12 protein-coding genes and 1 pseudogene are annotated in these 17,637 nt (G+C 71.6%); 12 read left to right on the plus strand and 1 reads right to left on the minus strand.

Annotated elements, in window-relative coordinates; translation table 11 throughout:
• Nucleotides 1-26: 26 nt before the first annotated feature.
• From ndk to ABT085_RS03490, 8 genes are all read left to right on the plus strand, one after another.
• A complete protein-coding gene (ndk, locus tag ABT085_RS03455; RefSeq protein ID WP_351601311.1) occupies nucleotides 27-440 on the plus strand; it encodes a nucleoside-diphosphate kinase in 414 nt (137 codons plus the stop codon).
• A gap of 304 nt (nucleotides 441-744) precedes the next feature.
• Complete coding sequence (locus tag ABT085_RS03460; RefSeq protein WP_351601314.1) at nucleotides 745-1,764, plus strand: rod shape-determining protein; 1,020 nt, start codon at nucleotides 745-747, stop codon at nucleotides 1,762-1,764.
• A gap of 182 nt (nucleotides 1,765-1,946) precedes the next feature.
• The gene (mreC, locus tag ABT085_RS03465; RefSeq protein WP_351601317.1) at nucleotides 1,947-2,891 is read left to right on the plus strand and encodes a rod shape-determining protein MreC; all 945 of its coding nucleotides are present in this window, start codon (nucleotides 1,947-1,949) and stop codon (nucleotides 2,889-2,891) included.
• Between the two features lie 13 nt (nucleotides 2,892-2,904).
• On the plus strand, nucleotides 2,905-3,576 hold the full coding sequence (gene mreD, locus ABT085_RS03470) for a rod shape-determining protein MreD (RefSeq protein WP_351601320.1): 672 nt from the start codon (nucleotides 2,905-2,907) through the stop codon (nucleotides 3,574-3,576).
• An 80-nt stretch (nucleotides 3,577-3,656) separates the two neighbouring features.
• Nucleotides 3,657-5,906, plus strand: a complete 2,250-nt coding sequence (gene mrdA, locus ABT085_RS03475; RefSeq protein WP_351601323.1) for a penicillin-binding protein 2 — start codon at nucleotides 3,657-3,659, stop codon at nucleotides 5,904-5,906.
• Nucleotides 5,903-7,099: a rod shape-determining protein RodA gene (gene rodA / locus ABT085_RS03480; protein WP_351601326.1), complete on the plus strand. Its 1,197-nt coding sequence runs from the start codon at nucleotides 5,903-5,905 to the stop codon at nucleotides 7,097-7,099. Before mrdA ends, rodA begins: the two co-directional genes overlap by 4 nt.
• 216 nt (nucleotides 7,100-7,315) lie before the next feature.
• Nucleotides 7,316-8,899, plus strand: a complete 1,584-nt coding sequence (locus ABT085_RS03485; RefSeq protein ID WP_351601329.1) for a CYTH and CHAD domain-containing protein — start codon at nucleotides 7,316-7,318, stop codon at nucleotides 8,897-8,899.
• 98 nt (nucleotides 8,900-8,997) lie between these two features.
• Nucleotides 8,998-10,971, plus strand: a complete 1,974-nt coding sequence (locus ABT085_RS03490) for a TIGR03960 family B12-binding radical SAM protein (RefSeq protein WP_351601337.1) — start codon at nucleotides 8,998-9,000, stop codon at nucleotides 10,969-10,971.
• Nucleotides 10,972-11,031: 60 nt separating this feature from the next.
• On the opposite strand, the gene ABT085_RS03495 is transcribed toward ABT085_RS03490, so the two are convergent.
• Nucleotides 11,032-12,201 carry a hypothetical protein gene (locus ABT085_RS03495; protein ID WP_351601340.1) on the minus strand — a complete coding sequence of 390 codons (1,170 nt, stop codon included), beginning with the start codon at nucleotides 12,199-12,201 and terminating at the stop codon, nucleotides 11,032-11,034.
• A 310-nt stretch (nucleotides 12,202-12,511) separates the two neighbouring features.
• Here ABT085_RS03495 and ABT085_RS03500 point away from each other — a divergent pair, with 310 nt between their 5' ends.
• From ABT085_RS03500 to ABT085_RS03515, 4 genes and pseudogenes are all read left to right on the plus strand, one after another.
• Complete coding sequence (locus ABT085_RS03500) at nucleotides 12,512-13,654, plus strand: glycosyltransferase (RefSeq protein ID WP_351601343.1); 1,143 nt, start codon at nucleotides 12,512-12,514, stop codon at nucleotides 13,652-13,654.
• 102 nt (nucleotides 13,655-13,756) lie between these two features.
• Nucleotides 13,757-14,998, plus strand: a complete 1,242-nt coding sequence (locus tag ABT085_RS03505) for a hypothetical protein (protein ID WP_351601346.1) — start codon at nucleotides 13,757-13,759, stop codon at nucleotides 14,996-14,998.
• A gap of 48 nt (nucleotides 14,999-15,046) precedes the next feature.
• Nucleotides 15,047-15,823 carry a TIGR03936 family radical SAM-associated protein gene (locus ABT085_RS03510; protein ID WP_351601349.1) on the plus strand — a complete coding sequence of 259 codons (777 nt, stop codon included), beginning with the start codon at nucleotides 15,047-15,049 and terminating at the stop codon, nucleotides 15,821-15,823.
• A gap of 275 nt (nucleotides 15,824-16,098) precedes the next feature.
• Nucleotides 16,099-17,637 (plus strand): annotated as a pseudogene (locus tag ABT085_RS03515) (Rne/Rng family ribonuclease); the annotation flags it as partial.

Below are 17,637 nucleotides of genomic sequence, written 5' to 3' on the forward strand. Positions count from 1 at the left end.
ACCCGGCAGCAAGAAGGAGTCCTCCCGTGACCCAGCGCACCCTCGTCCTGCTCAAGCCCGACGCCGTCCGTCGTGGCCTGACCGGCGAGATCATCAGCCGTATCGAGCGCAAGGCCGGCTGGCAGATCACCGCGCTGGAGCTGCGCACCCTGGACCAGGAGACCCTGGAGTCGCACTACGGTGAGCACAAGGGCAAGCCCTTCTACGAGCCGCTGGTCGCGTTCATGGCGTCCGGTCCGGTCGTGGCCCTGATCGTCGAGGGCGAGCGGGTCATCGAGGGCGTGCGGGCGCTGGCCGGTCCGACCGACCCGATCGCCGCGGCCCCCGGCTCCATCCGGGGTGACTTCGGTGTCATCGTCCGGGAGAACCTGATCCACGCCTCGGACTCCGAGGAGTCCGCTGAACGTGAGGTGAAGATTTTCTTCCCGGGTCGTGCCTGAGAATAAATTTTCGGACTATTTTTTGAGGGGCCGTCAGGTCTCCCAGCCCGCCTGACCTGGGACGGCCGTGCATTTTCGGTCGTCCTTCGGCATATGCGTGCCGATCGGGGGAACGTGTGCCTCCGTTGGACCGTCTCCGGGGGCGAGAGGGCCGCGCTTCTGCTGACAATGGCGAAGACCCTCGCGCAGTGTTCGTGCGGGCGCGTCTACGATGTAACCCTTCACGTCACAGCACCCACCTCGCCGACCTGAAAAGCCCTCAAAAGCCTGCAGGTAGGCCAGTCGAATCCTGATGGGGAACTCAATGTCGTTCATCGGCCGTGACATGGCTGTCGACCTCGGGACCGCCAACACGCTGGTGTACGTCAGGGGTCGCGGGATCGTACTCAACGAGCCGTCCGTCGTCGCGATCAACACCAACACCGGTGGCATCCTCGCGGTCGGCGCCGAAGCGAAGAAGATGATCGGGCGCACACCTGGCAACATCGTTGCCGTCCGTCCACTGAAGGACGGCGTGATCGCCGACTTCGAGATCACCGAGCGGATGCTCCGCTACTTCATCCTGAAGATCCACAAGCGGCGGTATCTGGCTCGTCCGCGGGTCGTCGTCTGTGTGCCCTCGGGCATCACGGGTGTCGAGCGCCGCGCCGTCATCGAGGCGTCGACCCAGGCCGGCGCCCGTCAGGTGCACATCATCGAGGAGCCCATGGCGGCGGCCATCGGTTCCGGCCTGCCGGTCCACGAGGCCACGGGCAACATGGTGGTGGACATCGGCGGCGGTACCACGGAGGTCGCGGTCATCTCGCTCGGCGGCATCGTCACCGCCCAGTCCATCCGCGTCGCGGGTGACGAGCTGGACAACGCGATCATCCAGTACATCAAGAAGGAGTACTCCCTTCTGCTGGGTGAGCGCACGGCCGAACAGATCAAGATCACGATCGGTTCGGCGTACGAACTCGACGCTGACGAGCACACCGAAATCCGCGGCCGGGACCTGGTGTCCGGGCTGCCCAAGACCGTCGTCATCTCGGCGGCCGAGGTCCGCAAGGCGATCGAGGAGCCGGTCAACGCGATCGTCGACGCGGTCAAGACCACCCTCGACAAGTGCCCGCCGGAGCTCTCCGGCGACATCATGGACCGGGGCATCGTGCTGACCGGCGGCGGCGCCCTGCTGCGCGGTCTGGACGAGCGGCTGCGCCGTGAGACCGGTATGCCGATCCACATCGCCGAGGACCCGCTGGACAGCGTGGCGCTCGGTTCCGGCAAGTGCGTCGAGGAGTTCGAGGCCCTCCAGCAGGTCCTGGACGCCGCGCCGCGCAGATGACGTGACTCCTCGACTCCGCCGTACGAGACGTTCTCCTCTCGTGCGGCGGGTCGTCGACACAGAGACATAAGCTCCCCCGAACGAGCCTCTCCCGGAACCTTGGGGGGTTCCTCGGGGTTCCCTGGTTTTCCTTTTTTCCCACTTCTGCCCGTATTCCTATGAGGAAGGCACGGCCGCCGCACGTGAGGGACACACGAGAGAGCCGGCTGCTCCTGGTGCTGCTGATCGCCATCGCGTTCGCATTGATCACGGTGGACATCCGCGGCGGGGAGGACTCCCCGGTCGAAGGCGCCCGACACGCCGCGGCCACGGTCTTCGGCCCGATCGAGAACGGGGTGTCGTCGGCGGTCGATCCGGTCGGCAACGCGGTCTCCGCCGTCCGCGACTCCGACGAGCGCCACGACCGGCTCGCCCTCCTGGAGAAGGAGAACGCCGCGCTCAAGGCGAAGCTCGGCAGCGACGACCGCAACACCAGCCGGCTCAGGCAGCTCGACACCATGCTGAAGATGGCGGGCACCGGCCAGTACGGCATCAAGGGCGCCGAGGTCATCGCGATAGGAGCGGCCCAGGGCTTCTCCTGGACCGTCACCATCGACGTCGGCGCCAACGACGGCATCCGGCGCGACATGACCGTACTGAACGGCGACGGCCTGGTCGGCCGGGTCACCACCGTCGGTCCGGACACCGCGACCGTCCTGCTCGCCAACGACCCCGACTTCACCGTCGGCACCCGTATGGAGTCCTCCGACGAGCTCGGCTTCGCCTCCGGGCAGGGCGACCGCCCGCTGCGCGTGGAACTCCTCAACGGCAAGGCCGAGGTGAAGAAGGGCGACCGCCTGGTCACCTTCGGCTCGCAGGCCGACAAGCCCTTCGTACCGGGTGTCCCGGTCGGCGTGGTCTCCCGCGTCGACCCCTCCGGCGGCGATCTCACCCGCACCCTCTACGTCACGCCGTACGTCAGCTTCACCAAGCTCGACATCGTCGGCGTCGTCGTCCAGGCCCCGGCCAAGGACCCGCGCGACACGGTGCTTCCGAAGAAGCCGAAGCCCGTTCCCACGCCGACGGTGACCATCACCATCACCCCGTCCGCGAACGCGCCCGCCGACGGCCAGTCCGAGCAGCAGTAGGAGCTGAATCCCCATGCGCGTCAACCGGATCCTGCTCTCCACGGCGCTGGTCGTCGTCGCCCTGGTGCTCCAGGTGAGCGTTCTCGCCCGGCTGCACCTGCCCGGCGCCGTGCCCGACCTGCTGCTGCTCACCGTGCTGGGCCTGGCCATCGTGTACGGCCATGTGGGCGGCGCCCTCATCGGCTTCGGCGCGGGCCTGCTCGCCGACCTCGCCCCGCCGGCCGACCACGCCGCCGGGCGCTACGCCCTGGTGCTGTGCGTCATCGGCTACCTCGCCGGGCTCGTCAGACCGGAGAACGGCCGGCTGAAGTCGGCCACCGGCCCGATGGCCGTGGTGGTCGCCGCCGCGATCGGCTCCACGCTGCTGTACGCCCTGGTCGGCGCCCTGGTCGGCGACACCGCCGCCCGTCATGTGGGCCTGGGCAGCCTGCTGTTCAGCGCCGCCCTCTACGACCTGCTGCTCGCCCCGTTCGTCGTCCCCGGCATCATGTGGCTGGCCCGGCGGGCCGAGAACGACCCGCTGGCCGAGGCGAACTCGCCCGGGAAGGGCACCGACATCTCCTCCGGCTGGCTGTCCTCGGGCACCGGCCTGCGCATCGGCGGCCAGCGCAACGGGCTGCGCGTGAAGGCGGCCAAGGCCCGCACCGCGCGCGCCGGCCGCATCAAGGGGGTCAAGCGACTGTGACCGGACGGCAGTTGGCCGCAGGGCCGCACAGGTCCGTCGTATATGACTCAGACACACACTGAGAGGGGGAGCCGACCACCGTGACCAACATTCCCGAGACCGGACGGACACCACGCGTCCAGATCCGGCTCGTCGTGATCCAGATTCTCGTCCTCTCCCTGCTCGGCACCCTCGGCGGCCGTCTGTGGTACCTCCAGATCCGGGAGGGCGAGGCGTACGCCAAGGAGGCCTCCGGCAACCACGTCCAGCAGGTCGTCCAGCCCGCCGTGCGCGGCTCGATCCTGGACGCGCGCGGCGTGGCCCTCGCCGACAACGAGACCCGGCTCGTGGTCTCCGCCTCCCGTACCGACCTGCTGAAGCAGAAGGACGACGGCAAGGCCGTCCTGACCAAGCTCGCGGGCGTCCTCGGCCTGGACCCCACGGAGGTCATGCAGAAGGTCCGGCTGTGCGACGCCAAGACGCCCCAGCCGTGCTGGAACGGCTCGCCCTACCAGCCGATCCCCATCACCGACGAGGCCACCCCCAAGCAGGCCCTCCAGATCCGCGAGCGCGCCGAGGACTTCCCCGGCATCACCGCCGAGCCCGAGGCGGTGCGCCGCTACGCGGCACCCGGCAAGTCCAACGCCGCCCAGGTCCTCGGCTACCTCTCGCCCGTCACCGACGACGAGATCACCCAGGCCCAGGACACCGAATCGCCATACCTGCGCTCCGACCAGGTCGGCCGCAGCGGCCTCGAGCGCCAGTACGACAAGGAGCTGCGCGGCAAGGCCGGCGTCACCCGCTACGAGGTCGACAACCTCGGCCGGGTCATCGGCCAGGCCAAGGCCGACCCCGCCGAGTCCGGCTCCAACCTCGTCACCAGCATCGACTCCCGCGTCCAGCGGGTCGCCGAGTACGAGCTGAACCAGGCGATGAAGACCGCCCGCCAGCAGTTCGACAAGATCACCGGCGAGAACTACAAGGCCGACTCCGGCGCGGTCGTGGTGATGGAGGCCAAGACCGGCCGCATTGTCGCCATGGCGTCCGCCCCGACCTACGACCCGAACGTCTGGGTCGGCGGGATCTCCGCCAAGGACTACAAGAAGCTCACCGGCAAGAACTCCGACTACCCGCTGCTCAACCGCGCCATCCAGGGTCAGTCCGCGCCCGGTTCGACCTTCAAGGTGGTCTCCACCGCCGCCGCCGTGCAGGCCGGGTACGAGTGGGACGGCGGCTATCCCTGCACCAGCTCCTACTCCGTCGGTGGCCAGGTCTTCAAGAACTTCGAGGGCGAGAGCTTCGGCCCGATCTCGCTCGGCCGCGCCCTGGAGGTCTCCTGCGACACCGTCTTCTACGGCCTCGCGGACCGGGAGTGGAAGAAGGACGGCGGCATCAACCCCAAGAAGGGCCAGCCCAAGGACTGGTTCTTCAAGACCGCCCACCAGTTCGGCCTCGGCAAGGAGACCGGCGTCGACCTGCCCAACGAGGTCACCGGCCGCGTCCCGGACCGCCAGTGGAAGCTGAACTACTGGAAGGCCAACAAGGACGCCTGGTGCAAGTCCGGCAAGAAGGACGGCTCGTACGTCGAGAAGATCGAGTACGAGAACTGCCTCGAAGGCAACAAGATGCGCGAGGGTGACGAGATCAACTACTCCATCGGTCAGGGCGACACCCTCGTCACCCCGATCCAGGAGGCCGTCATCTACTCGGCGGTCTCCAACGGCGGCACGATGTACACGCCGAGCATCGGCAAGGCGATCATCAGCGCCGACGGCAAGACCGTCCAGGAGATCAAGCCGAAGTCGCACGGGAAGCTGCCGGTCGGCAAGGCGACCATCAAGGGCATGGACGAGGCCTTCGCGGGCGTCATCACCCGCGGTACCGCCGCCTGGAAGTTCGGCGGCTGGCCGCAGGACAAGATCGCCCTGCACGGCAAGACCGGTACCGCCGAGGTCTACGGCAAGCAGACCACGTCCTGGCTGGCGACGTACAGCAAGGACTACACGATCATCATGACGATCTCCCAGGCCGGTACCGGTTCCGGTGCCTCCGGTGAGGCCGTCCGCAACATCTACAGCGCCCTGTACGGGGTCCAGCCCGACGGCGCGATCGACAAGAAGAAAGCGCTGCTCTACACCCCGCAGAAGGGCCTGCCCCAGGTCCGTACGGACGGCACGATCGCCAGCCCCAGGATCTCCCGCGACCCGGCCAAGGACCTGCACGCCGAGCCGACGCAGTCGCCCTCCCCGGACGACTCGCAGCCCGCGGCGACCACGTCCTCGCCCGGCACGGGCAACCGTGACACCCGCAGGCGCTCGCGCCGTAGGGGAAGCCGGAGGATGCCCGCATGACCGGAAACAGCTTCTCCGTCTCCGGCTACGGACCCCAAAGGGCCGGCTGGACCCGGGTCTTCGCCCGTGAATCGCTGGCGCGCAGGCTCGACTGGCCGATCCTGCTGGCGGGCCTGGCCCTGTCGTTCCTCGGCTCGCTGCTCGTCTACTCCGCGACCCGCAACCGCAACGAGATCAACCAGGGCGACCCGTACTACTTCCTGCTCCGGCACCTGATGAACACCGGCATCGGGTTCGCCCTGATGATCGGTACGGTCTGGCTCGGCCACCGCACCCTGCGCACGGCCGTGCCGCTCCTGTACGGCGCCTCGGTCTTCGGGATCCTCCTGGTGCTCACCCCGCTGGGCTCGACGGTCAACGGCGCGCACTCGTGGATCGTGCTCGGCGGCGGCTTCTCGCTCCAGCCCTCGGAGTTCGTGAAGATCACGATCATCCTGGGCATGGCGATGCTGCTGGCCACCCGGGTCGACGCGGGCGACCGGCAGTACCCCGACCACCGCACCGTCCTGCAGGCCCTGGGACTGGCCTCGGTCCCGATGCTGATCGTGCTCCTCATGCCCGACCTCGGCTCGGTCATGGTCATGGTCATCATCGTGCTGGGCGTGCTGCTCGCCTCCGGCGCCTCCAACCGCTGGGTGTTCGGCCTGATCGGCGCGGGCACGCTCGGCGCGGTCGCCGTCTGGCAGCTGCACATCCTGGACGAGTACCAGATCAACCGCTTCGCGGCCTTCGCCAACCCCGAGCTCGATCCCGCGGGCGTCGGCTACAACACCAACCAGGCCCGTATCGCGATCGGTTCCGGCGGCCTGACCGGCGCGGGCCTCTTCCACGGCTCGCAGACCACCGGCCAGTTCGTGCCCGAACAGCAGACGGACTTCGTCTTCACGGTCGCCGGCGAGGAGCTGGGCTTCGTCGGCGCGGGCCTGATCATCGCGCTGCTCGGCGTGATCCTGTGGCGCGCCTGCCGGATCGCCCGCGAGACGACCGAGCTGTACGGCACCGTCGTCGCGGCCGGGATCGTGGCCTGGTTCGCCTTCCAGGCCTTCGAGAACATCGGCATGACCCTCGGCATCATGCCGGTCACCGGTCTGCCGCTGCCGTTCGTGTCGTACGGAGGATCATCGATGTTCGCGGTCTGGGTGGCCATAGGGCTGCTCCAGTCGATCAGGGTGCAGCGGCCCATGTCGGCCTGACGGGCCACACCACCGCCGACGGACGGGGCGGGGGCGGAGCGAGCGGCGCGGCCACGGCGCGACCGCCCCCGCCCCCGCCCCGTTCCGCGTCGCCTTGCCGCCTTCACCTCACTGCCCTGACCGCACCGCCTTCACCTTGTCGCCGGACGGAGTCCTCCTCCGATTCACCTCCGATGCCCTCTGCCGTGGGGCCCCGACTGGCACTAGATTCGGTTCATGGCGGACACGAAGCGTGAGATCGAGCGAAAGTACGAGTCCGACGACAGTGGCCTGCCCGACCTGACCGGCGTCGCCGGCGTCGCGGCCGTACTGGACAAGGGCGTCGCGCATCTGGACGCGACCTACTACGACACGGCGGACCTGCGGCTGGCCGCCGCCTCGATCACCCTGCGCCGCCGCACCGGCGGCTCCGACGCCGGCTGGCACCTGAAGTTCCCCGTGGCCCCAGGCGTCCGGGACGAGATCCAGGCCCCGCTCGCCGACACCGTCCCGCCCGCCCTCGCCTCCCTCGTCCGCTCCCGCGTCCGCGACACCGAACTGCTGCCCGTGGTGCGCCTGCGCTCCGAACGCGACGTGCGCGACCTCGTCGACGCGGACGGCCGGCTGCTCGCCGAGGCCGGCGTGGACGCCGTACGCGCCGACCGGCTCCTCGGGGGCGACGCCAGCGCCCAGTGGACCGAGATCGAGGTGGAGCTCGCGGACGGCGGCGACCCGGCCTTCCTCGACACCGTGGAGAAGCGGCTGCGCAGGGCGGGCGTACGGCCCTCGAAGGCCACGTCGAAGCTGGCCCGGGCCCTGGCGGAGACGGCCCCGCGCGACAAGGGCGGCAAGGCCGGCAAGACAGGAAAGGCCGGTAAGGCGGCCAAGGGCGCCAAGGGCGGCCCGGCCGGGCCGCCGCGGTCCGGGCGCGGGAACCCGCCCGGCGCGCCCGTGACGGCCGGCGACCACGTCCTCGCGTACGTCACCGCCCAGCGCGACGCGCTCGTCGCACTCGACCCGGCCGTCCGCCAGGACGCCCCCGACTCCGTGCACCGGATGCGCGTCGCCACCCGGCGGCTGCGCAGCGCCCTCCGCTCCTACGGCAGGATCCTCGACCGCACGGTCACCGACCCGATCGGCGAGGAGCTGAAGTGGCTCGCCGGCGAGCTCGGCGTGGACCGCGACCGCGAGGTGCTCACCGAACACCTGACGGCCGCCCTCGACGGCCTGCCCCGCACCCTGCTGTCCGGCCCGGTCCGCACCCGGCTGCGCACCTGGGCACGCGCCCGGCGCGGCGGATCGCGCCGCCGGCTCGTCGGCGTCCTGGACTCCAAGCGGTATCTGGCGCTGCTCGACACCCTGGACGCGCTGGTCGCCGCCCCGCCGCTGCGCAAGGCGGCCGCCGCCGAGCCCGGGCCGACGCTCGCCAAGGCCGTACGCAAGGACTTCGGCAGGGTCGGCGCCCTGGTCGAGGCGGCGCTCGGGCTGGCGCCCGGCCAGGACCGGGACCTCGCCCTGCACGAGGCCCGCAAGAAGGCCAAGCGGACCCGGTACGCGGCGGAGACGGCCGTACCCGCCCTCGGCGACCCGGCATCGGTGCTGGTCAAGTCGATGAAGACGCTCCAGACCGGGCTCGGCGACCACCAGGACAGCGTCATGGCCCGCCTGACCCTGCGCGAGCTGTCCGCCGTGGCGCACGCGGCGGGTGAGAGCTCTTTCACCTACGGCGTGCTGTACGGACGCGAGGAGCAGCGTGCGGCGGACGTGGAGCGGGAGTTGCCGCAGACCTGGAAGGAGATCAAGGAGGGTACGGCCGTCTGAGCGTACGGGGGACCTCCCGGTCCGCGTTAGGCTTGATGGCCACCCTCCCCCAGCCTCCGGCCGGGGGTAGCCCCAGCCAGCTCACGAAGGTTCGCGAGATGCCTACGGAAACCGCCGCGGCTGCCGAGTCTGTGTTCCCGCACCTCGAAGCTCTGCTCCCGCACGTGCAGAAGCCGATCCAGTACGTCGGCGGAGAGCTCAACTCCACGGTCAAGCCGTGGGAGTCGTGCGACGTCCACTGGGCGCTCATGTACCCGGACGCCTACGAGGTCGGACTGCCCAACCAGGGCGTCATGATCCTCTACGAGGTGCTCAACGAACAGGACGGCGTCCTCGCCGAGCGCACCTACAGCGTGTGGCCGGACCTGGAGGCGCTGATGCGGGAGCACGGCGTCCCGCAGTTCACGGTGGACAGCCACCGTCCGGTGAAGGCGTTCGACGTGTTCGGCCTGTCCTTCTCCACGGAGCTGGGCTACACGAACATGCTCACCGCCCTGGACCTCGCGGGCATCCCGCTGGAGTCCAAGGACCGTACGCTCGACGACCCGATCGTGCTGGCCGGCGGCCACGCGGCCTTCAACCCGGAACCGATCGCGGACTTCATCGACGCGGCGATCATCGGCGACGGCGAGCAGGCCGTCCTCGACATGACGAAGATCATCCGCGAGTGGAAGGCGGAGGGCCGTCCCGGCGGCCGCGAGGAGGTCCTCCTCCGCCTGGCGAAGACCGGCTCGGTGTACATCCCGGCGTTCTACGACGTCGAGTACCTCCCCGACGGCCGGATCGCCCGTGTGGTCCCCAACCGGTCCGGCGTCCCGTGGCGCGTGTCGAAGCACACGGTGATGGACCTGGACGAGTGGCCCTACCCCAAGCAGCCGCTGGTCCCGCTCGCCGAGACCGTGCACGAGCGCATGTCGGTGGAGATCTTCCGCGGCTGCACCCGCGGCTGCCGCTTCTGCCAGGCGGGCATGATCACCCGCCCGGTGCGCGAGCGCTCCATCACGGGCATCGGCGAGATGGTCGAGAAGGGTCTGAAGGCGACCGGCTTCGAGGAGGTCGGCCTGCTCTCGCTGTCCTCCGCGGACCACTCGGAGATCGGTGACATCGCCAAGGGCCTGGCGGACCGCTACGAGGAAGACAAGATCGGCCTCTCCCTGCCCTCCACCCGGGTGGACGCCTTCAACGTCGACCTGGCGAACGAGCTGACCCGCAACGGCCGCCGGTCCGGCCTGACGTTCGCGCCGGAGGGCGGCAGCGAGCGCATGCGCAAGGTCATCAACAAGATGGTCTCGGAGGAGGACCTGATCCGCACGGTCTCCACCGCGTACGGCAACGGCTGGCGCCAGGTGAAGCTGTACTTCATGTGCGGCCTGCCGACGGAGACCGACGACGACGTCCTGCAGATCGCCGACATGGCGATGAACGTGATCGCCGAGGGCCGCAAGGTCTCCGGCCAGAACGACATCCGCTGCACGGTCTCGATCGGCGGCTTCGTCCCCAAGCCCCACACGCCCTTCCAGTGGGCCCCGCAGCTCTCCGCCGAGGAGACGGACGCCCGCCTCACCAAGCTGCGCGACAAGATCCGCGGCGACAAGAAGTACGGCCGCTCGATCGGCTTCCGCTACCACGACGGCAAGCCCGGCATCGTCGAGGGCCTGCTCTCCCGCGGCGACCGCCGGATCGGCGCCGTGATCCGCGCGGTCTACGAGGACGGCGGCCGCTTCGACGGCTGGCGCGAGCACTTCTCCTACGACCGCTGGATGCGCTGCGCGGACAAGACGCTGCCCGCGTTCGGCGTCGACGTCGACTGGTACACCACGCGCGAGAAGACCTACGAGGAGGTCCTGCCCTGGGACCACCTGGACTCGGGCCTCGACAAGGACTGGCTCTGGGAGGACTGGCAGGACGCCCTCGACGAGACTGAGGTCGAGGACTGCCGCTGGACCCCGTGCTTCGACTGCGGGGTGTGTCCCGCGATGGACACGAGCATCCAGATCGGTCCCACGGGCAAGAAGCTGCTGCCGCTGACGGTGAAGCAGCCCGCGGGGAGCGGACACGAGCACGCGCACTGAGTGACGCGAGGGGTGCCCGGAGGGTCGGCTTATCCTCCGGGCATCCCTTCGGCTTACCGGTCAGCGTTTCACGCGGCGGTTGTTGTCATTGCCCGATTCGGGCGAGTTCAGCGGCGTCCAGGCCGGGGGGTCGTTGGGGGCGGGGTTGGGGCAGGTCAGGATGGCCGCGCTGGCGTTGGTGTGGCTCTCCTGGCAGATGATCTCGAAGACCCGACCGGTGGTGGTGATGACGTCGAACTTGATGCCTGCCAGGTCCTGCATTCCCTGGCTGTGTTCATTGACGGAGGCCGCGCAGACGAAGCCCGCGTCGCCACCGTTGGGATAGCCGGTCCTGCCGCTGAGGTCGGTCCACCGCAAGGTGTGGTCGAAGCTGGGGCGGACGTCCCGGATGCCGGCGAAGGTGCTGGTGCCGGTCACTGCGACACGAGTCTCGTAGACCTGATTGTCCTGGAAGCCGTCGATCTCGGCGCACGGGGCGGTGGCACCCGTGGCGCCTGTCGCGCCCGTGGCGCCTGTCGCGCCCGTGGCGCCTGTCGCACCTGTCGCTCCGGTGGCGCCCGTGGGACCAGTGGGTCCGGTGGGTCCGGTAGTGCCTGTGCCTGAGGTGCCGGTGGCACCCGTCGCACCCGTGGCACCCGTGGCACCCGTGGGGCCCGTGGGGCCGGTCGCTCCGGTGACGCCCGTGCCGGTGGCGCCGGTGGCACCCGTGGCGCCGGTGGCACCCGTCGCACCCGTGGCGCCGGTCGCGCCGTGGTCACCCTTGGCACCGGTGGCACCCGTGGGTCCCGTGGGGCCCGTGGGGCCGGTCTTGCCGGGGCGTCCGGGGTGTCCCGGGTGGCCCTTGTCGCCCTTGGGACCCTTCGGCCCCCGGTCGCCCTTATCGCCCTTGTGGCCCTTCGGCCCCCGGTCGCCCTTCTCGCCCTTGGGGCCCTTCGGACCCCTCGGACCGGTGGGACCCGTCGGTCCCTTGCAGTCGCCCTTGCCGCCGCCCATGACCTCGTCCTCGGCCATGGCCTCGTCCGGCAGCGACCTGTCGCCGGACTTGCACTTGTCGCCGCCGAGGCCGACCGACGTCCGCGAGGGATCGATGACGTTGCGGGCCGCCGCGAACGACGGGCCCGCCACGCTGGCAGCCATGACGAGGGTGAGGGAGGCGAGCATGCCCGCCTTTCTGAATCGCATCCGGGCCACGGGCCCGAGCCGCGAGGTGGTCCTGTGCTCAGGACTCATCAGTGCGCTCCTTGTGTCAACCGGTTCGGGTGATCCACCGAACTCGGGTGCGAGCTTGACGGTGTCCTGACGGTCGGAGGCGTACTGCCGGACGGGACGCGCCTATTTACGTTGAATCGGACTAATCCCATGCATTCGGATGGGGCAGTGTTTACCCGCGGCCACCCGTCCGGGCTGGAACGCGGCCGTTCGGGGAGCGTTGCGGGCCGCCCGCGCGTGGGGCGACGGCGGTGTGCGGGAGCTGTGTCACGTTGACGTCCACAGGGAGGCGGGGGCGGACGGACCCGCACAAAGACGGACAGGTGAAGCCGTGAAGCAGCAGACCCTCTGCCTTTGCATGATCGTCAAGAACGAGGCCCGGGTGATCGAGCGGTGTCTCGGCTCCGTACGGCATCTGATCGACACCTGGGTGATCTCCGACACCGGCTCCACGGACGGCACCCAGGAACTGATCCGCAAGGTGCTGGACGGCATCCCCGGCGAACTCCGCGAGGAACCCTGGGTCGACTTCGGGCACAACCGGACCGCGAACATCCAACGCGCCCGCGGCCGGGCCGACTACATCCTCACCCTCGACGCCGACCACGTGATGCGCCAGGACGCCCCGCTGCCCCGGCTGACGGCGGGCTCGTACATGCTGCGCTACGACACCCCCGGCACCCAGCACCGGTTCAAGCACCTCATGCGGGGCGACTGGGCCTGGCGCTACGAGGGGGTCACCCACGAATACCCCTGCACCGACGAGCCCGACGCGCAGGAGAACCTCGACGCGCTGGTGATCGAGGACCACGCCGACGGCGGCTGCCGCAGCGACAAGTTCGACCGCGACGCCCGCCTGCTGCGGGCCGAGCTCGCGCGCGACCCCGACAACCCGCGCACCGTCTTCTACCTGGCCAACACCGAACGGGACCGCGGGCACAGCGAAGAGGCGATCGCCCTGTATGAGCGGCGGGCCGCCATGGGGGGCTGGGCCGAGGAGGTCTACTGCTCGCTCCTGGAGGCCGGCCAGCTCCGGGCGGAGCGCACCGGCGACTGGCCGGGCGCACTGGACACCTTCTCCCGCGCCTGGGAATCCCGCCCCCAACGTCTCGAGGCCTGCTACGAGTTGGCGTCACGGCTGCGCCTGAAGGGCCGTTACCGCACCGCCCACGCGCTGCTCAGCGAGGTCATCGGCCGACCGGAGCCGGACGACCTGCTCTTCACCAGGTCCTGGGTGTACCGCTGGGGCCTGCTCTTCGAGTTCTCCATCACGGCCTACTGGGTGGGCGAGTACGCCGCCGCCGTCCGGGCCTGCGACCGGCTGCTCGCGATGCCGGACCTGCCCCGGGCCATCCGCGACCAGACGGAGATCAACCGCGGTTTCTCCGCCGCGCTCGTCGTCGCCGTACCCGCGCCCGCCTCCGCGCGCAGACCGAAGGCCGCGCGCGCCGGGAAGGCCGCCCGGCGCAGGTGATACGCGGGGAGCCGCCCCGGTCCGCCCGACCTGCCGGGGCTCGTCCGATACGCAGGGCCGTGCGACAGCATCCCTGTCGGCCTCTCGTGCGTCTGTACAGGCATGGAGCTGGAGAAACCGTCCGCGCGCGGGGTGCCGCCGCGGCAACAGGACCCCGAGGGCTGCCTCGTCGTCGCGATCCGCATACCGGTGCGGATCGTCGTGCTCGTGCTGGTGCTGCCGGTGCGGATGGCGTGGGACGCGCTCGTCGTGGGCGGGCGGTTCCTCCGGCGCACCGTCCTGCGCCCGCTCGGCCGGGCGCTCGCGTGGGCGGGCCGGGTGCTGTTCGTGTGGCCCGTGGTGGGGCTGTGGCGATACGTCGTCCTTCCCGTCGCCGCCGGGCTCGCCTGGACCGGGAACCTGCTCGCCGCCGGGCTCGCCCGGCTCGGGAACCTCCTCGCGGTCTCGCTCGCCCGGCTCGGCAGGACGTTCGTCGTCGCGCCGGCCCGCTGGTGCCACCGGTACCTGCTGACGCCGGCGGGCCGGGCGCTCCTCCGGCTGCTGCGGGGAGTCGGCGCGGGGGCGGCCTGGGTGTACGCGAGGGTGCTGACGCCGGCCGGACGTGCGGCGATGCGGGTGCTGCGGGGGACCGGGCTCGTGCTGGCCGCTCTCACGGCCGGGGTGTGCACGGGCGCGGTCTGGCTCGTGCGGTACCTGGTCGTCGTACCCGCGGTGTGGCTCGTGCGGTACCTGGTCGTCGTACCCGCGGTGTGGACGTACACCTGGATCCTCGCCCCGGTGGGGCGGGTGATCGCCCGGCTGGCGGGCGCGGTCGTCGCCGGGACGGTGTTCTGCCTGTACTGGAGCGCCCGGGTCCTGCTCGTGCTGCCCGCCCTCGCGCTGTGGCGCCTGGTGCTCCGGCCCGTCGGCCGGTTCCTCGCCGTCGTCGCCCGCGAGACGGGGGACGCCCTCGGGCACGCCTGGCGGATCGCCGGACGCATCTCCCTCGCCGCCGGCCGGCTGCTCGGCACCCTCTTCCGGTGGATCTTCGTGGAGCCGGTCCGCTGGATGTACCGGGCGGTGCTGACCCCGGTCGGGCACTTCGTCCGGGACGCCGTGCTGCGGCCCGCCGCCGCGGCCGCGCGCGAGGTCGGCCGCGCCGTCCGGCAGACGTACGCGGCCGTCCGGGAACCGGTGCGCCAGGCGCTCGCCGCCGCCCGTGACTCGGTGCGCCAGACCCGCGCCGACCTCCGGCGGGCGCTGTTCGGCGAACCCCGCCGGCCGGAAGCGGTGGCCCGGCGGGAACCCTCGGGCCGCGAGGCACGTACTCTTGGTAGCAGTACGACCGCTCTCACGAAGGACTGAACGACACTGGGCAAGCGACAGCCCGAAGGCCCGCCGCCCGCACCCGCGGTGCAGCGCATCCGACTGCGCTACACCAAGCGCGGCCGCCTCCGGTTCACCAGCCACCGTGACTTCCAGCGCGCCTTCGAGCGTGCGTTGCGCCGTGCCGAGGTGCCGATGGCGTACTCGGCCGGTTTCACGCCGCATCCGAAGGTGTCGTATGCCAATGCCGCACCCACCGGCACCGGCAGTGAGGCGGAGTACCTGGAGATCGCGCTCGTCGCGACCCGCGATCCGCAGACGCTGCGCGCCCTCCTCGACGAGTCGCTGCCCGAGGGGCTCGACATCGTCGACGCGGTCGAGGCGCGTACGTCGGGGCTCGCCGACCGGCTGACGGCTTCCGTGTGGGAGCTGCGGCTCGACGGTGTGGAACCGGCGGACGCACAGCGTGCGGTCGAGGCGTTCAACGCGGCCGGGACCGTCGAGGTCCAGCGCATGGCCAAGAACGGCATGCGCACCTTCGACGCCCGCCCGGCCGTCGCGAGCCTGGAGAGCGTGGAAACGCACGATGCACAGGCTGATAGGCCTATCCACCGGCCCTGTGCGATACTGCGCCTGGTTGTTCGGCACGTGACGCCTGCCGTACGACCCGACGACGTCCTGTCCGGTCTCCGCGCCGTGGCCGACCTGGCGCCGCCGGTCCCCGCAGCGGTGACCAGGCTGGCGCAGGGGCTGCTCGATGAAGAGACCGGCACGGTGACCGACCCGCTCGCGCCCGACCGCGAGGCAGCAGCGACCGAGCCCCCCACGGCCGGCGCCGCTGCCGCCGCGAAGGCGCCGCTGTAGGGAAGGTCCCGCGAAGGGACGGACGTCGTAAGCGCCGCCCTCGTACTCGGGAGCCACCTGGGTCGGGCAGCGCACCGACCACAAGACTTTCGCCAGGCCGTACGCATTCGGCGTACGGAACCGGCGAGACAGGACACAGAGAGTTCCCGTGCGGCGCCCGCGCCCCGGACGGCGGCCCTTGCGCACTGCGCGAGCCGCGGACGTCAACGGCGTTCGACATGGTCGACGCCGGACCAGGCGCGGCGCCCGGGAGCCTTGACGGGAGAAACGCCCGCATGCTCGAGCCGACCGAATCGACGGAGTCCGTGAAGGACTCCGCATCCGACACCCCCAGCGACACCCTGCCGCCGCGCCGCCGGCGCCGTGCGGCTTCCCGCCCGGCCGGTCCGCCGACCGCGGCGGCCGAGGCCGCCACGCCGGTCGTAGCGGCCACCGAGGCCGTGGAAGAGACCGTGGACGAGGTCGCGGAACCCGTGGCCGAGGAGGCCAAGGACGACGAGAACGCCGAGGCGGCCGTCGTGACGGCGGAGTCCGGGACCGAGGAGGGCGCGGCCGAGGCCGCGCCCGCCGCCCGCACCCGCCGGCGTGCGACGCGCCGTGCGTCCGCGCCCGCCGGAGCTGCGGCCACCGCCGAGACCGTCGTACCCGCCGCGGCCGAGCCGGCCGCCGAGACCGCTGCGGCCGGTGCCGCGGAGGTCGCCGCGCCGGCCGAGGAGCCCGCGCCGCGCCGTACCCGACGCCGGGCCACGCGCAGCGTGACCGCGCCCGCCGGTTCCGCGCCGGCCGAGGAGATCGTGCAGGCGGCCGCGCCGGTGGCCGCCGTTGCCGTCGAGCCCGAAGCCGAGGTCGAGGCCGAGGCGCAGCCCGAGCCCGTCGGCCGTACCCGCCGTCGTGCCACCCGCCGGGTGTCCGCGCCCGCCGCCGTCGAGCCGGCCGAGGCCGAGGCCGCTGCCGCCGAGACCGCCCCGGTCGCCGAGGCCGGGGAGAGCGCCGAGCCGGAGGCGTCCGCCGCCGACGAGGCCGCTCCGCGTCGGGCCCGCCGGCGCGCCACGCGCCGGGTGTCCGCGCCCGCCGAGAGCGCCGAGACGGCTGCCGAGGCATCGGTCGAGGCCGAGGCCGCCGCCCCGCAGGCGCCCGCCGCCGAGGCCCCCGCCGCGCAGGCGCCCGCCGAGGAGGACGCCGGTTCGCGCCGTTCGCGCCGCCGTGTCGTGCGCCAGGCGGCGATCGGGTTCTCCGAGCCCGCCAGGCCGAAGGCCGCCGAGTCCGACGCCCCGCGCCGGCCCGCCCGGCCCGCGGTCGCGGTGTTCCAGGCGCCCGTCTTCACCGAGCCGCGGTTCCAGACGCCCGAGCGGGCCGCCGCCCAGGCCGCCGCCGAGGCGGCGGAGGAGATCGCGCAGGCCGAGGAGGCCGAGGAGACCGCCGCTACGGCGCAGACCGCGGAGCCGGCCGAGGCCGCCGCGTCCGCCGAGGAGCAGAGCGGTCCGCGGCGCCGTCGCCGCCGCCGGGGCGCCGCCCCCGAGGAGCCCGAGGCCGCCCCCGTCACCGGCGTCACCGCCCGGGACGACAGCGGCGAGACCGAGGAGCCCGACGAGGCCGAGGCCGAGGACGGCTACGAGGGCGACGAGACCGAGGAGACCGGCTCGCGCCGTCGCCGTCGGCGCGGCGGACGCCGCCGTCGCCGCGGCGAGTCCGGGGACGCCGACACCGACGAGCTCGCCGCCGAACAGGCCGAGCAGGACGCCGAGGAAGGCCCCGTCCTGGACGTCGTCGGCGCGCCGCGGGCCGCCTACACCAAGGCGCTCGTCGCGGGCGCC

Origin of the sequence: Streptomyces sp. NPDC002265, from assembly GCF_040296125.1 — a bacterium.
GTDB lineage: Bacteria > Actinomycetota > Actinomycetes > Streptomycetales > Streptomycetaceae > Streptomyces.

What these genes read in the sequence shown, in the direction of transcription:
- ABT085_RS03460 (WP_351601314.1), top strand. Translation starts at nt 745, where the DNA reads ATGTCGTTCATCGGCCGTGACATGGCTGTCGACCTCGGGACCGCCAAC.
- mreD (WP_351601320.1), top strand. Translation starts at nt 2,905, where the DNA reads ATGCGCGTCAACCGGATCCTGCTCTCCACGGCGCTGGTCGTCGTCGCC.
- rodA (WP_351601326.1), top strand. Translation starts at nt 5,903, where the DNA reads ATGACCGGAAACAGCTTCTCCGTCTCCGGCTACGGACCCCAAAGGGCC.
- ABT085_RS03485 (WP_351601329.1), top strand. Translation starts at nt 7,316, where the DNA reads ATGGCGGACACGAAGCGTGAGATCGAGCGAAAGTACGAGTCCGACGAC.
- ABT085_RS03490 (WP_351601337.1), top strand. Translation starts at nt 8,998, where the DNA reads ATGCCTACGGAAACCGCCGCGGCTGCCGAGTCTGTGTTCCCGCACCTC.
- ABT085_RS03495 (WP_351601340.1), bottom strand. Translation starts at nt 12,201, where the DNA reads ATGAGTCCTGAGCACAGGACCACCTCGCGGCTCGGGCCCGTGGCCCGG.
- ABT085_RS03505 (WP_351601346.1), top strand. Translation starts at nt 13,757, where the DNA reads ATGGAGCTGGAGAAACCGTCCGCGCGCGGGGTGCCGCCGCGGCAACAG.